The following is a 13,092-nucleotide window of genomic DNA, read 5'->3' as shown; positions in this document are numbered from 1 at the left end:
AACTGTCCGCCTCAGCGTTGGCGATACACGTCCGACCTGTGCTGGATGGCAATGATGGTGACCATCGCCTGCTCCAGGTCGACCTCGTAGACCACGCGGTAGTCGCCCCTGCGTGCACTGCGCAGACCCTCGAGTTCGAAACGCAGGGGCTTGCCCACACGCGGGTCCAGTGACCCGTAGATGAACTCCACCGCAGCCGCGGCGACCTTCTCCGGCAAGCGCGCCAAAGCGCGCTCCGCTGTCGCCGTCCACATGACGGCGTAAGTCACTGGCGAGCCCTTGCCAGCGCCTGCTCCTTGGTCATGGCGACCCGCTGCCCGGCAGCCACCTCGTCACGTGAGGCCCGGATCTGGGCCAGCACCTCAGGGTCACTGAGCAACGCCAATGTCTCCTCGAGCGACTCCAGATCATCGGCGCTGATCAGCACCGCTGCAGGCCGTCCGTGCTTGGTGATGGTGACCCGGGCGTGCTCAACCTCGACCTGTTCCACCACCTCGGACAGCCGGTTCTTCACATCAGCCAAAGGCAACCGATCCACCATGGCTATAAGTATGGCTATATTCGATGGCTTGTCAACCACGCCCAGCGACTCACCGCAAGACGGGCCTGCCGGTACTACTTCTTGATCTTGTCGATGAGGCCCTCGGCTGCGCTCTTGGCCTGGTCGACCCAACCGGAGGCCTGCGAGGTGCCGGTGCCCAGCAGATCCTTGGCCTTGCCCGCGATCTTGTCCAGTTGCTTCTTGGCGTCGCCGGCCATGCGGTCCATACGGCCCTCGTTCTCGAGCTCCTTGTTACCGGTTACAGCTCCGGCTGCGATCTTCGCGCGACCCTTGATGTCGTCCTGTTTGATGGCCATTTGTGGCCCCCTTTCTCTAGTTCCAGGGTACGCGCGGCGTGGCAACGCCAACGCGCACTGGGTTGGATGAACAACGTGAGATCGCTCATAGCCCTGCCTGGGATCTGGAACTCCGGGCCGGCACACTGGCAGACGCTGTGGGAGGCCGCCGACCCGGCCTTCGTGCGGTTCCAGCCCCCGGACTGGGACCTGCCGGTGCGCGGGGACTGGATCTCGGCGCTGGACGCCGCGGTGGTCACGGCCTCCGAGCCGCCGGTGCTGGTGGCGCGCAGCCTTGCTTGCCTGCTGGTGCCGATATGGGCGGCGGAGTCGTCGTCGCCGGTCGCGGGAGCCATGCTGGTGGCGCCGGTGGATCCTGCGTCGCCCGCGTTTCCGCCAGCCGCCGCGGGGTTCCGGGAGGCACCCCGGGCACCGTTGCCGTTCCCGTCGCTGGTCGTGGGAAAGTCTTGACGATCCCTACACGGACGCGGCCTTCGCCCGGGACCTGGCGGCCGACCTCGGGGCGGAGTTCGTGGTGGCCGGGGCGCTCGGCCACATCAACGCCGACAGTGGGCTCGGGGACTGGCCGCAGGGCCAGGAGTTGCTGGCGGGGTTCGTGGCCGGGTTGGGTGGGGGTGCCGCCGGGCGCGCGTGATGTCGTATAGTTGAGGAACCGACGCGGGGTGGAGCAGTTCGGTAGCTCGCTGGGCTCATAACCCAGAGGTCGCGGGTTCAAATCCCGCCCCCGCCACTAACGGATCAGGTCCCGGCCCTTGGGTCGGGACCTGATCCGTTTCATGCGCACGGGCGGGGTTTGGGAGGAGGAACGCGCCAGCGTTCCGACGGTTCCCGCCCCCGCCACCAATGACGAAGGCCCGGGCCCTTGGGATCGGGCCTCTTCGCTTGTCTGGAAATGGCTATCCCAAGTACCACAGCTTGCCGGGCACGGGGCCGTCGGGAGTGGGCCTGCCGATGCAGGAGCTCGTCGAAGGTGTCGGTGGCCAGGGTTCTGGCCATCATTGAGTCGACACGGATAGGTGCAGGTTTGCACAAGGTGACGCGATCAACGCTGGCTCGGCCGCGGCGGACTCGCTAGTCACCGGCACTGCCAGTGCAGCGAGTGGCTTTGACACGGACGGTGCGGGCGTGGATGCCTCATGCCCGTGCGGTTCCTGTCTTGGCTACTGCTGGGAGAAGACCGACCAGCGGCAGCGCGAGGATGACAGAGCGCGAATGAGATCAGAGGAATTCCAACGCAACCTCTCCTACCTCGCAGCCATCTTCCTGGCCCCGAGTCTGGTCGCGGCCATCTACGGTGCAAACACGAACTTGCCAGGACTACACACATGGCTTGGTTTCGCTTTGATGCTGACGCTGATGGTTCTGGCTGGAGGGCTGGCTTTGGTCGGCATCCGGTACTTCCGTGGCCGCCAAGAGCAACGGGCTCTGCACCCAAGAGGCGACGTCTAGGACCCGGCGCCGTCGGATCCGCACGATTCGTGGGGCCGGCCAGAGTTGCTGAACCCAGCCAGTTCACGCGTGCCCAGCGCACTGATCGTCAACTCGGTCGAGGATGCGGACCACTTCCCACGATCCATGACCGACCACGGCGAACTCCAATGCACTGCTGAAGGCCTCCCAGACCAAACAGACCTTGCGGCGAGGGCACGTCACCGCTTCTCGGTTCAAGTCCGCACCGGGGTCTGTCGATGATGTGAATCATCAACAGACGGGGGTCGCATGACGGACAGTCGGAAAGGTGCCGGAGGCTCGGCGCGCCGCGAGTATGAGCGACGCAAGAGCCTGGATCAGCAGCGAATTCGGGACAGGTGGGGACCGTTCGGCGAGTTCGCAGTGGCCCTGACACCCGAGCGACAGTGCACGCGCGCCTGGGCGAAAGGCGCTGAGGGCGAACAGCGCTTGGGTGCGAAACTCGACTCCCTCGCCAGCGATCACGTGGCTGTGCTGCACGATCGCCGCATGCCTCGGTCGACAGCGAACTTGGACCACATCGCCATCACGTCGACCGGCATCTACGTCATCGACGCCAAGCACTACAAGGGCCGCCCCGAGCGGCGCACGCAGGGGGGCCTGTTCACACCGAGAGTTGAGAAGCTCTTCGTGAACCGCCTCGACTGCAGCAGACTGATCGAGGGCGTGCAGGCGCAGGTCGAGCTTGTGCAGAGCGCGGTCGGACGGGTGCCAGTGCGCGGCGTGGTGTGCTTCATCGACGCGGACTGGGCCCTGTTCGATACGTGCTTCACCGTGGCGGGAGTCCTGGTCATGTCACCGCGGCAGTTGCGCAAGCGCCTCAGCAAACAGGTCTCCGGGACGGTCGACGTGCACCGGATGCGGCAGGACTTGGCCGAGTGTTTCCCGCCAGCGTGAACGCGGGAACCCACGTCTCCAGCCTCACTCCCCGAACCGCACGACCCGCCGGGCCGCCAGGGCCGCCAGGGCCAGCGCCAGCGTAGTGCGCTCGCGCGGCTCCCGAAGGTCTCGCCCGAGGATGGAACTGATGTGGGCCAGGCGGTGTTTGAGGGTGTTGTAGTGGATGAAATACCGTCGCGCCGCCTCGGCACCATTGCCGCACCATTTCTGCTCATGGCCCGACCGTGATTCGTGACGGGCCAGGTCACGAGTCGCTCAGTTCGCCAACTTGTTTGGCGACCGTGCGCCACATTGGACTGCCGTCTGCAGGGATACCAACTCCACTGCTAGGCCCTGGCTACTCCCCTTGTTGACTCCCGGAGTGATGCCGGCGGAAGCCGCGCAGCGCAAGCAGTAGTCACCTCCGGCGCTCAGCCCGCCGTACTCTGGGCAGGTGCCAATCGCCGTGCCGACCGCGCGTCATCTGGTTCGCGCACGGGACCTGGCCGACACGCGGTACACCGAAGAACTCACCGTCGACGAGATGGCACAGGTCGCGCTGATGTCGCGGGCCCACTTCAGCCGCGAGTTCAAGAAGGCGTTCGGGGAGTCGCCCTACGCCTACCTGCTGACCCGCCGACTGGAACGTGCGGCGACCCTGCTGCGTAGCACCGACTGGGCGGTGGCCGACATCTGTATGTCGGTGGGACTCACCAGCGTCGGGTCCTTCACCACCAGTTTCAAGACCGCCTACGGCATGAGCCCCACGGCCTACCGCGCCCACTTCCCGCCGGCCGCGGCGCTCGTCCCCGTGCCCAACTGTGTGCTGCGCGCGTACGGGCGTCCCTCCCGAGGGACAGCGGAGGCACCGAGCACGATTCGAGAAGACGCCGCCGGCTGACCTACCTACGCTCTTGATCAGCAGCAAGCCTAGGAGGAACAGATGGAACTGAGTACGACCCAGGTGTGGGTCCTCGACCAGGACGAAGCCGTGAACTTCTGGACAAAGAAGGTCGGGTTCGAGATCAAGGAAGACGTCACCATCGCGGAACTCGCCAACTTCCGCTGGGTCACGGTGGGACCCAGCGGCCAGAACGGCACGGCGATCGTGCTGATGGCAGTTCCTGGGCAGCCGGTCATGGACGACGACACCAAAGCTCAGGTCGAGGACCTGGTGGCCAAGGGGTTCGCCACCGGGCTGTTCTTCACCACCGACGATGCCTTCGCCGAGTACGACCGACTCTCGGCCAACGGCGTGGAGACCATCGACAAGCCGACCGAACAGCCATACGGCATCGACTTCGGCTTCCGCGACCCGTCCGGCAACAGTTACAGGGTGGCGCAGCGCACCCCGATCGGCTGAGCCGCAACGCCCGCGGATGGGGCAGCCGCTGCGGCGACCGTTCGAGCGGCGGCAGGACACACGTAACGCCCCTGCGGTCACCCAAGTCGCTCACCGTAGACACTCCGACCGCGAGAACATAGCCCATGCCACTCATCCCGCAACCATGCCTGGACAGCGACGCTCGCCGAGGAACGCCGAGAGTCACTTGCGGTAGACAGGTCCACGGCCGCGGCTCTCGGGCACCAGGCTGTTCGTGCAGCCCGTGACGGGTGGTACATGCGTCAAGACGGCAGCAGCGTCGACTGGGCGGCGGAGGTGACGGCGGCGATCAGCGCTAAGGTCAGCATCCCGCCGGATGCACCAGTGCCGCACGATCCTGAACCCGTCTTCAGTTCCACACTCGTGACTGTGGCAAACGAGACCACCCTGGGCGCCGCACGGCTCCTGGTGGACCTTGGCGCCCGCCCGCTCGCACTCAACATGGCTAATGGCATCACCCCAGGGGGCGGATTCCTGCACGGGGCCCGTGCACAAGAAGAGACCCTGTGCCGATCCAGCGCCCTGCACGCGACCCTGGAACGCGACCCGATGTATCGGGCCCACCGGCACCGCGGTGACTACGCGTCCAGCGACTGGATGATCCTGTCACCGGATGTCCCCGTCTTCCGCACCGATGCCGGCTCCCCACTCGACACGCCCTGGCTGTGCAGTTTCATCACCAGCGCTGCCCCCTATGCGCCACGTGTGGGCCAGCCGCGCTCCGCGCACCTCATGGCGGCCAGGGCGCAGAGACTCCTGGAGGTCGCCGCCGCCTACGGATTCGACACCCTCGTGCTGGGCGCCTGGGGATGCGGAGCGTTCCACAATGACCCGCATCGCACCGCCGCCGACTTCCACCGCCTACTCACCGGACCCTTCGACGAACGCTTCCGCGAGGTCGTCTTCGCCATCACCGACTGGTCACCGGAACGCCGATACCTCGGCCCCTTCCGCGACCGGTTCGCGCTCCCCCACGCAGCCGATGCGATGGGGTGAGCAGCGCTCGACTGCTCAGTGTCACCCAAGGGCCTGCCAGCCCTTGTCAGGAAGTCGGTAATTCACCACGGGATACGCACCGGGCGGAATAGATCCTCGTGCCCCCTGGTTGACGAGGACATGTGAGCCAGATCTCCCCTGCACCGAGCCCCACCCGGGGTGAGGTGTGCCCAAATTCAACAGGGGAGTGATCACAATGAGCGACTACGAGTACAACGGACCGCGGGTTCCTCGAACGCCAGTGAACGAGGCGAAGGTCCGGCACCGCTTCCACAAAGAGGTCGAATCCATCGTCGCCTACCGCTTCGATGAGGCGATGAAGGCCTGGGCCGTTTCCAACGAGGGCAGGTTCCCAAACCGGGACCAGATCACACGGGACATCAACGCCGAGTTGGAAACCCTCTGCCGCGCTCTCGACGGATGGGGAGCCGTCCCACCGGACACCATCCTCGGGCCGGACTGGAAGTACGAACTCGGCGACTTGTTCGGCTGAGCTGGCGAGGACCAGGGTCCGGGACCTCGAGTCTCGGACCCTGTTTCGTGGCAGCCACCGCCCTCGTTCTGGGCACGCCAAACTGCCGTTGTCCAATCTGCTCCGATGTGGGGATCACAGAGTCGATCACACAGGCGAAGACCCCATGACAGAGGCGAACGTTCGGCCGGTCAGTAACGAGGTCTCGAACCAGCCTTTGGTCCGCTCCACCAGCCCCTTCGATTCAGGTCGCCCGGCGGTAGCAGCACGGAGTCTGCTGGCCAGGGTGGCCTTCAACACCGACAGTGGCCGGTAAGCGCTTCCTTCGCCCGCTGCCGACGTCGTTGTCCCACAGCAACCTGCGCGGCACCCGCCCGAGCTGCTGCAGCGGGTCCCACATCCTCAACAGCAATCCTCGGTCTTCCGCGTCGGGATCATGAGGGCGCAACGTGAGCCGGGAATGCGCGCAGGCAATCATCAGCACCGGCCCCAGCCGGGCCGTGCCGTCCTCCAACGGAATCCTGGCAGGCAGGAACCAGACATCACACTGCGCCGCATCCCCGGCCGACCACACGAGCAGATCCGACGGATCCACCCACCGGAAATCTGGGCGCAGCCGGCACGCGTTGCTCCGGAACCAGGTGATCGACCCAGTCCAGCCGACCGGCTCGGATCACCCTGGCCGGCAACTGCGGATGCCGAGCCAACACCGCCGCGAACCCCAGTTGCATGGCAAGGTCCGTCTGTTGGGAGGCGTGCCCCGCCGTTGGCCGAGTCTGATTGGTTTGCTGTCGGCGACACTGAAACCGATTGGCTGGTGGCCATCGCATTCAGCCTTGCCAGGTGCACAGCCTCTGCCAACCCAACTCGGACCCGTCCCTGCCATCGGAGAGGCACGTGTGACCTCAGGAACTCCATCGCGGGCGAGTCGAGAGTGCCCTTCGGGCGATCCTGAGCGATCCTTCGTCTGCCGCCACAAGAGGCACCTGACCGACACGGGGAACCCTTTGAGCCTGGAGGCGATCGTCGCCTTGGTGAAGGCGATGCTGGATACAGGGGCGGCTCTTCGCAGTGCACTCCACGTGTCGAATTCCCCCTGCAACCTCGTAGCCTCCTCAGCGTAGCCCCGTTCCACAGCCTCAGTGATGGCCACAGGCCACACAACGACTGCTCCACCTGCGCCGGTCACAACGCCGTCACAGCCAGAATCGCGTACATTGCCGCCGCTGAATCATCGCCCAAGAAGACGCGCAGGGCCGAGTTCCCGGACTTGTAGCGCTTAGACAGCGCGTGATCCTTGTCAGAGTCCTTCATCCCCAGCAGATTCGGGAGGTCGCGTGCCAGAACTTCGACCATCTCCGCCGAGATCCGAGCCTGCGTGTGCATGGGGAAGTTGTACAGGAGCAGAGGTCTGACTGAACGGTGTCCCAGGGCGCGAAAGTACTCGAGCACGCCAGCCTCGGGCGGGTGGGCGAAGAAGTAGGGTGGCATGGCCGCGATGACGTCCGCGTGGTCCTGAGCATGGTCGCTAAGAGCCACGGCGTCGGTGAGGCAACTCGATCCGACGTGGGCAATGAGAGCACCACTCCAACGGGATCGACAGAACTCGAGGAGGTGGCGGCGCTCATCCAATGTGAGGCTGGCGAACTCACCCGTGGTGCCGCCAACGAGGACGTCGCGCACACGCCTTTCGGACAGGAACTCAAGGTACTCGCCCAACGCGCCCCAGTCGACAACCCCACGACTGTTGAAGGGCGTGACAAGCGCGACCACCAATGAGGAGATCACGTGCGGCGCTCCAGAGCACCGTGGAAGACACTCCCTTTCTTCTCCAGAGGCCACCGGCGCGCCTCCTCATACGTCACCTGTCGGCCAACCAACGACTCGATTGCTGAGCGCACGGATGCAACGGAGGGCGACTCCCAAGACACTTGCCTCGAAATCAGCCGTCGCAGCCGTGCGAGCGCCACATTCAGCCGACACGACATCGCCCGATAGCCCGCTTCAGCCTCAGCGAACGCATCGTGCGCGGCCTCGAAGTCCCCTCGGCGGACGAAGATGTCGCCTGCGACCGTGAGCGCATTCGCAAAAGCCGAGCGAGTCACTGATCCGGGAGTAGATCTTCTCCGCGCCGAGGCGCAAATCATCCCGCCTCGACATAGCGCCCTTCAAGGGCGCTAACCTTGGCGAGCCCAAGAGTCGCGTTGGCCTCTCCCTGAGCATCCCCGATGTCCCGGCTGATGCGTAGCGCATCTTCATACTCAATCTCGGCACGCTCATGTTGATCACAGGCCAGCCAGGTCTCGCCAAGACTGTGCGACGTGTTGGTCATCCCCACCAAACCATTCCCAACGGAGGCGAAGAGTTCTTGCGCCCGTACGTAGAGTCGCTCGGCGACGTCCCAAGCACCTCGCATCCTGGCCAGGTCGCCCATGCACTCGATGGCATCGCCCCTCTCCAGCGGCGTGCATCCAGCCAGTTCGTGGGCTTCCGCGCCAAGGCGATAAGCGTCTTCGGCATCCGGGTACTGGCCCAGGACTCTGAGTACGTCACCCAATCTGAGGTAGCACACGGCCTGTCGCGACCTCGCTCCTAGCGCATCCCACGTCTCGAGAGCCAAGCCGTATGACTCCAGGGCCTCATCGAGTCGTGCTGCCGCTCTCTGCAGGTGCCCCTTCTCTTCCATCAAGATCCCGAACAGGGAGCCATCATCGATCACGACCGAAGACACCTTGTCAAGGCTTGCCACTCCGTCGTTGATCCGGCCCGTCGCACGAAATGCCAAACTCGCAGACACCACGAGGTCGACCATCGCCGGACCGGGGCAGTGGGTCTCGAGCCCCTGGTCCACCAATGGGGCCACGTTGCGCAGGGCCCTGTCCACTGTCGACCAGACGTCAGCGCCGTGTCCGGCGTAGGCCTGGACAAGCGCCTCTCGAAGGAAGTCCGTGTGCGCCCGAATCACGGCTGCAGTGATCTCCGCCTTCCGCGTGGCCGGCATCTGGACAAGAACGAACTCCCTGATTGGTGCCAGCATCCGAAGGCCGGTTCCATCTCGCTCGACGAGGGATCTTCTGACCAACTCAGCCGAACGCACCGCGACTGGACCGGAGTCAGTGGGTATCAGATCCAGGGTCTCCATTGCGGCGCCGGCTGGGAGCAAGGACAGAACACGCAACAGGTCGACCTGCGCTTCCTCCAATGACTGGATGGACAGGCCGACGGAGACATGCACGCTCGAGAAACGATCTGGCGAAGGCACTCCCGGGAGCTCCTGCATCGCACTGCGGGATCTAGTCCAACTGCGGAGGAAGGATTGCGGTGGCATATCGGCTAGCCAGGCCGCTGATATCACGATTGCGAGTGGAAGCCCATCGGCGGCGTCGAGGATCTTGCGCAGCGCGTCCTCGTCCGTGCCAGTCACTGAGACGGACTGACGCTCAAGCAGTCGGAGCATCATCGCCCACGCTTCATCCCTTGGCAGCGGCCCACCCTTATCAGGGTCTCCTGAATCCCCACATCCAGACGCACCCGGCTGGTCGCAAGGAGTCGTAGCCCCTGACACTCGGCAGACAGGGTAGAGATCAGGCTGCGAGTTCGATCAGGTTGAGACTCAATGCCGTCGACGTTATCGAGCAACATCAGGCCGGAGATCGACGCACATTGTCTGAGAAGAGATGATCGATCGAGCGTTGGGTCAAGTCCCAGCGCCACAGCCAGACCGCTGTCGAGCGATGTGGATTCCCCGACTGTCGACAGGTCGAACAACCAGGCCTGTCCGAACTCATCGAAGGCTGCCCTCGCGACGACTCTGGACAACTCCGTCTTGCCCGACCCGGGCGGCCCGACCAAGGTGACTAGTCGTGAGTCACGCAACCGCTCGAGTGTCGCGGCCTGCTCCACCTCGCGTCCCCCGAACGCCGCGACTGGCGCAGGGACTCGCACGCCCCTTCTACCCTCTCCGTGGAAGACGACCGGTCGAGCATCCACCTCCATGTCGACCTCGCCAAGCCTCATGAGCGCCTCAACGGCATCCACGACCGCAGCGAGGTGGGCCTCGACGGGGGAGGTAGTGCGTGCAGCCAATGCTGACAACTCAGGAAGTACTCGAGAGTATCCGATGGCGATATGTCGGCGATCCGGAATGGCACTAGCGCCAGACCCTTGCTCACAGCCCGCTCTACCTCGCGTTTCACATGCTGTGATGCATTCGCATTGTCCGAGACGACCACGACCATCACTTGCGATCGCCGTATGGCACCCATGATCTCGGCGGCATAGTCAGATCCACCTGCAATGTCCCGCGGCGCAATCCAGCACCTGAGCCCGGCCGTTTCCAGTGCTTGGACAAGGTGAGCCGCCAGCATCGCGTCTGGCGAGGCATGACTTATGAAAACCAGCGGCCGCATTACAGAACCCCCGATCACGGCAGCATCTACGCATAGTCAACCTACGCCACGGCCAGTGCCCTCGGTCGATCCGGCGGGAAGTGCCCCCGACTGACGACTCCGATCCGCACTGGCGGGTGGGGGTAGCGCGGTGGACTTGGCTGCGGGGCAGGTCGTGTGGCTTGGCCCACGGGCTCATGGTGCGTGCAGGCGCACTCCGTGGCCGTGCCGGATCGCCGCTTGCCCGTTCGATTCGGCGCTGGGCTGTGTCCGATACCTTCGATGCATGACAACGGGGAGTCTCGAATTCGCGCATTGCTCAGGTTGCGCCGGTCGGATGCGTCCGAGGGCGAGGAGAACGCCTCTGGGGCGCATGCCATCAGACTCGGCCTTCGCCTGGTGCGCCTGATGGGAGAGGCACCGGCGGGGTGTCGGCTCGAGGTGCGCACAAGCGGCACCACCGATGGGCTTTCCGTGGTGGTCCGAGTCTCTGCATCGCCAAACACACCGCTGCTACCCGGCCTGAAGAACGTCGACGATCTGGTGGCTCACCTCGCCGAGGAGGTAGCCAGGCTCTTGTCGGAAGGCGCGGCGGTCGGCCCGGTATCTCCCGCAGAGGAACGGGCCCCGGCCCCAGTGGCGGCGCTGGCAGTGTCGCCACGAGACCCCGCCGCCTTGGGAGCCAACCTGGGTTTCGTCCGGTCCCGGGAGGACTTCGACACCGGCACCTGGGGGATGCCCCGTTCGGCCTCTCCGGAGGACTTGGGCCGCCTGCTCCTCGCGAATCCTCACGTGGAACTCGTGCAGGTCGTCGAGGCGCTCAGCGACCGGATCGCCGATGATGTACGCGAGACACTGGCCGGGGACTTGCACCTCGACGAGAGGCTCTCCGACGAGTACCTGGGAGTGCCGGTGAAGGCCGCCGCGGCCCTGGTGGCACGCTCCGAGCCCGGCACACTCCCCCTGCGTTTCCACGAGCATCTGCGCGGCTGGTTCAGTGCGGTCGATATCGACGTCGTCGAGCCATCGAAGGCTCTGCTCACCAGGTCGGTGCCTGAGTCGGTGGCGGGCGGACTGCTGCGGCTCCCGGCAACGGTGGGCGGCAGTTTCCCTGGACTCGAGGTCGAACCGGCAGGTCGTCACCTACGAAGGCCCCGGGGATACCGACGGGATTCGGGTGGGCCGGGTCCGCGATGAGCGATAGCAGGTGCGAGACCTCACTCTGAATCGGCAGGTGCTCTCCCGGCACGTGCACATCATCGGCGAGACCGGGTCGGGCAAGTCCACCGTGATGACACAGATGGCGGTGGATGCCGCCGCCCGCGGCGAGGGGCTGCTCTTCCTCGACCCGCATGGACAGACCGTCGATCGGATCATCGCCGAGATGAGCCCGGAGGCGCGCGACCGCACGTGGCTGATCCGCTGCGGCGACCTGCAGAACCCTGTCCGACTCAATCCGCTGGCAGTCGATCAGCGCGAGCGGGATCTGGTGATCGGCGACTTGGTCGAGGCCTTCCAGCAATTGTTCGATCCCGCCTATCAGGGCATCGTGGGTCCCCGCTTCCAGCGGATCATGCGCAATGTGCTCGCCAGTTTGTCGGAGGTCAGAGGCAAGGCCACTTCTCTGCTGGACGTGCCCCGGGTGCTCGAACGGCGCGACCTCGCCAAGGCACTGTCCGAGCAACTGCAGAACCCGGATCTCAAAGCGTTCTGGGACAACGACATTCTCGGCAACCGCAGTTCGGACTACCAAGAGGTGATCGCCTGGGTCACCTCCAAGTTCACCGGATTCACCATGAACCCGGCCCTGCGCGGCATGCTCGAGACTGGCGCAGACTCGTTCGACCCAGCCGAGGCCATGCGGACCCGGCGCATCGTGCTGGTGGACCTCGCCAAGGGGCAGGTGGGAATCACCGGTGCCCGCATCCTGGGCATGCTCTACCTCCTCCGATACTGGGGTGCGGCACTGGCCAGCCCACTCGACGAGCCCACAACCCTGTTCATCGACGAGGCCGGCTCGTTCTCCTCCGTCCCACTTGGCGCCATTCTTTCGGAGGGACGCAAGTTCGGAGTGGGAGCGGTGATCGCCCACCAGTACATGAGCCAACTGAAAGGCGGCCTCGATGAGGCCGTCGAGGGGTCGATCGCGACCCGGCTGATCTTTCGGGTGGGAACTGAGGACGCGAAGAACCTCTCGATGTCGACCTTCCCGGAGTTCGGCCCATTGGATCTCGCCGGTCTGCCCCAGTTCTTCGCCGCCGCGCGGCTGGCCACGACCGGCACCCCGCTACGCCCATTCACCCTCGAAGTGGACTACAACCGGATCGCCACACCGCAGACCGACGCGTCCGCCGCCGAGCAGCAGATACGTGACCGGACCATCAAGGAGCTCGTGGACCCCCACCGGGACCTACCCGCTCTTACTCTGGATGACCTTCGCCCAAGCGATGCGCACTCGCGCCCGAGCTTCGGTGAAGCCCAGCACGAAGCTTCTTTCCTGGACCAGTGGCTGGCGAAGCGGCGCGCCGCCCAGGAAGCGGCAGACAGCCACGACGACGACGCATCAACGGATTCCGAAGAAGGAGTCTGAGCCGGGTTCCTCCGACACTGGCGCTGGCAGCCCATACCTCGCAAGTACCAGCGAC

16 protein-coding genes, 1 tRNA gene and 2 pseudogenes are annotated in these 13,092 nt (G+C 65.1%); 10 read left to right on the top strand and 9 right to left on the bottom strand.

The genetic code is table 11. The annotated features are described in order from the left end of the window. Window positions 1-11: 11 nt before the first annotated feature. The 3 genes from IPG68_00095 to IPG68_00085 form a co-directional block, all read right to left on the bottom strand. Window positions 12-254 carry a type II toxin-antitoxin system RelE/ParE family toxin gene (locus IPG68_00095; GenBank protein MBK6761769.1) on the bottom strand — a complete coding sequence of 81 codons (243 nt, stop codon included), beginning with the start codon at window positions 252-254 and terminating at the stop codon, window positions 12-14. 11 nt (window positions 255-265) lie between these two features. Next, on the bottom strand, window positions 266-538 hold the full coding sequence (locus tag IPG68_00090) for a type II toxin-antitoxin system Phd/YefM family antitoxin (protein ID MBK6761768.1): 273 nt from the start codon (window positions 536-538) through the stop codon (window positions 266-268). A 77-nt stretch (window positions 539-615) separates the two neighbouring features. Next, window positions 616-858 carry a CsbD family protein gene (locus tag IPG68_00085; protein ID MBK6761767.1) on the bottom strand — a complete coding sequence of 81 codons (243 nt, stop codon included), beginning with the start codon at window positions 856-858 and terminating at the stop codon, window positions 616-618. 66 nt (window positions 859-924) lie between these two features. Here IPG68_00085 and IPG68_00080 point away from each other — a divergent pair. From IPG68_00080 to IPG68_00065, 4 genes and pseudogenes are all read left to right on the top strand, one after another. Continuing rightward, window positions 925-1,492, top strand: a pseudogene (locus tag IPG68_00080) (serine hydrolase family protein). 22 nt (window positions 1,493-1,514) lie between these two features. Continuing rightward, a tRNA-Met gene (locus IPG68_00075) sits at window positions 1,515-1,588 on the top strand. Between the two features lie 482 nt (window positions 1,589-2,070). Next, a complete protein-coding gene (locus IPG68_00070; protein MBK6761766.1) occupies window positions 2,071-2,307 on the top strand; it encodes a hypothetical protein in 237 nt (78 codons plus the stop codon). Window positions 2,308-2,577: 270 nt separating this feature from the next. Further along, window positions 2,578-3,225, top strand: coding sequence for an NERD domain-containing protein (locus tag IPG68_00065; protein MBK6761765.1), 648 nt, complete (start codon window positions 2,578-2,580; stop codon window positions 3,223-3,225). Between the two features lie 24 nt (window positions 3,226-3,249). Here the strand turns inward: IPG68_00065 and IPG68_00060 are convergent, their stop codons facing one another. Next, window positions 3,250-3,471, bottom strand: coding sequence for a helix-turn-helix domain-containing protein (locus IPG68_00060; GenBank protein MBK6761764.1), 222 nt, complete (start codon window positions 3,469-3,471; stop codon window positions 3,250-3,252). A gap of 190 nt (window positions 3,472-3,661) precedes the next feature. Here IPG68_00060 and IPG68_00055 point away from each other — a divergent pair, with 190 nt between their 5' ends. The 4 genes and pseudogenes from IPG68_00055 to IPG68_00040 all read left to right on the top strand — a co-directional run bounded on the left by IPG68_00055 (window position 3,662) and on the right by IPG68_00040 (window position 6,080). Next, window positions 3,662-4,108 carry a helix-turn-helix transcriptional regulator gene (locus IPG68_00055; GenBank protein MBK6761763.1) on the top strand — a complete coding sequence of 149 codons (447 nt, stop codon included), beginning with the start codon at window positions 3,662-3,664 and terminating at the stop codon, window positions 4,106-4,108. Window positions 4,109-4,150: 42 nt separating this feature from the next. Continuing rightward, the gene (locus IPG68_00050) at window positions 4,151-4,570 is read left to right on the top strand and encodes a VOC family protein (protein MBK6761762.1); all 420 of its coding nucleotides are present in this window, start codon (window positions 4,151-4,153) and stop codon (window positions 4,568-4,570) included. Window positions 4,571-4,695: 125 nt separating this feature from the next. Beyond that, window positions 4,696-5,587: pseudogene (locus IPG68_00045) on the top strand (TIGR02452 family protein). 196 nt (window positions 5,588-5,783) lie between these two features. Beyond that, window positions 5,784-6,080 carry a hypothetical protein gene (locus IPG68_00040; protein MBK6761761.1) on the top strand — a complete coding sequence of 99 codons (297 nt, stop codon included), beginning with the start codon at window positions 5,784-5,786 and terminating at the stop codon, window positions 6,078-6,080. 223 nt (window positions 6,081-6,303) lie between these two features. Here IPG68_00040 and IPG68_00035 read toward each other — a convergent pair whose 3' ends face one another. The 5 genes from IPG68_00035 to IPG68_00015 all read right to left on the bottom strand — a co-directional run bounded on the left by IPG68_00035 (window position 6,304) and on the right by IPG68_00015 (window position 10,468). Then, window positions 6,304-6,654 (bottom strand): hypothetical protein, encoded by a 351-nt coding sequence (locus IPG68_00035; GenBank protein MBK6761760.1) that lies wholly within the window; start codon window positions 6,652-6,654, stop codon window positions 6,304-6,306. Window positions 6,655-7,244: 590 nt separating this feature from the next. Beyond that, entirely contained in the window at window positions 7,245-7,847 is a 603-nt protein-coding gene (locus tag IPG68_00030) for a dihydrodipicolinate synthase family protein (GenBank protein MBK6761759.1), read from the bottom strand. 355 nt (window positions 7,848-8,202) lie between these two features. After that, window positions 8,203-9,519 carry a tetratricopeptide repeat protein gene (locus IPG68_00025; protein MBK6761758.1) on the bottom strand — a complete coding sequence of 439 codons (1,317 nt, stop codon included), beginning with the start codon at window positions 9,517-9,519 and terminating at the stop codon, window positions 8,203-8,205. Then, a complete protein-coding gene (locus IPG68_00020; GenBank protein MBK6761757.1) occupies window positions 9,516-10,097 on the bottom strand; it encodes a hypothetical protein in 582 nt (193 codons plus the stop codon). Before IPG68_00020 ends, IPG68_00025 begins: the two co-directional genes overlap by 4 nt. Then, entirely contained in the window at window positions 10,073-10,468 is a 396-nt protein-coding gene (locus tag IPG68_00015) for a toll/interleukin-1 receptor domain-containing protein (GenBank protein MBK6761756.1), read from the bottom strand. The genes IPG68_00020 and IPG68_00015 overlap by 25 nt, the downstream gene beginning before the upstream one ends. Window positions 10,469-10,729: 261 nt before the next feature. Between IPG68_00015 and IPG68_00010 the strand changes: the two genes are divergently transcribed. Both IPG68_00010 and IPG68_00005 read left to right on the top strand, forming a co-directional pair. After that, window positions 10,730-11,644 (top strand): hypothetical protein, encoded by a 915-nt coding sequence (locus IPG68_00010; GenBank protein ID MBK6761755.1) that lies wholly within the window; start codon window positions 10,730-10,732, stop codon window positions 11,642-11,644. A gap of 10 nt (window positions 11,645-11,654) precedes the next feature. After that, window positions 11,655-13,037, top strand: coding sequence for an ATP-binding protein (locus IPG68_00005; GenBank protein ID MBK6761754.1), 1,383 nt, complete (start codon window positions 11,655-11,657; stop codon window positions 13,035-13,037). Window positions 13,038-13,092 lie beyond the last annotated feature (55 nt).

The sequence above is a fragment of the Micrococcales bacterium genome, assembly GCA_016703125.1.
Taxonomy (GTDB): Bacteria; Actinomycetota; Actinomycetes; order S36-B12; family UBA10799; genus JADKAV01.
This window is presented reverse-complemented; position numbering and strand designations above follow the sequence as displayed.

Bases quoted from the DNA above. Each gene is read 5' to 3' on its own strand.
- IPG68_00095 (MBK6761769.1), bottom strand. From the start codon at position 254: ATGTGGACGGCGACAGCGGAGCGCGCTTTGGCGCGCTTGCCGGAGAAG.
- IPG68_00040 (MBK6761761.1), top strand. From the start codon at position 5,784: ATGAGCGACTACGAGTACAACGGACCGCGGGTTCCTCGAACGCCAGTG.
- IPG68_00025 (MBK6761758.1), bottom strand. From the start codon at position 9,519: ATGATGCTCCGACTGCTTGAGCGTCAGTCCGTCTCAGTGACTGGCACG.
- IPG68_00010 (MBK6761755.1), top strand. From the start codon at position 10,730: ATGCATGACAACGGGGAGTCTCGAATTCGCGCATTGCTCAGGTTGCGC.
- IPG68_00070 (MBK6761766.1), top strand. From the start codon at position 2,071: ATGAGATCAGAGGAATTCCAACGCAACCTCTCCTACCTCGCAGCCATC.
- IPG68_00085 (MBK6761767.1), bottom strand. From the start codon at position 858: ATGGCCATCAAACAGGACGACATCAAGGGTCGCGCGAAGATCGCAGCC.
- IPG68_00050 (MBK6761762.1), top strand. From the start codon at position 4,151: ATGGAACTGAGTACGACCCAGGTGTGGGTCCTCGACCAGGACGAAGCC.
- IPG68_00065 (MBK6761765.1), top strand. From the start codon at position 2,578: ATGACGGACAGTCGGAAAGGTGCCGGAGGCTCGGCGCGCCGCGAGTAT.
- IPG68_00015 (MBK6761756.1), bottom strand. From the start codon at position 10,468: ATGCGGCCGCTGGTTTTCATAAGTCATGCCTCGCCAGACGCGATGCTG.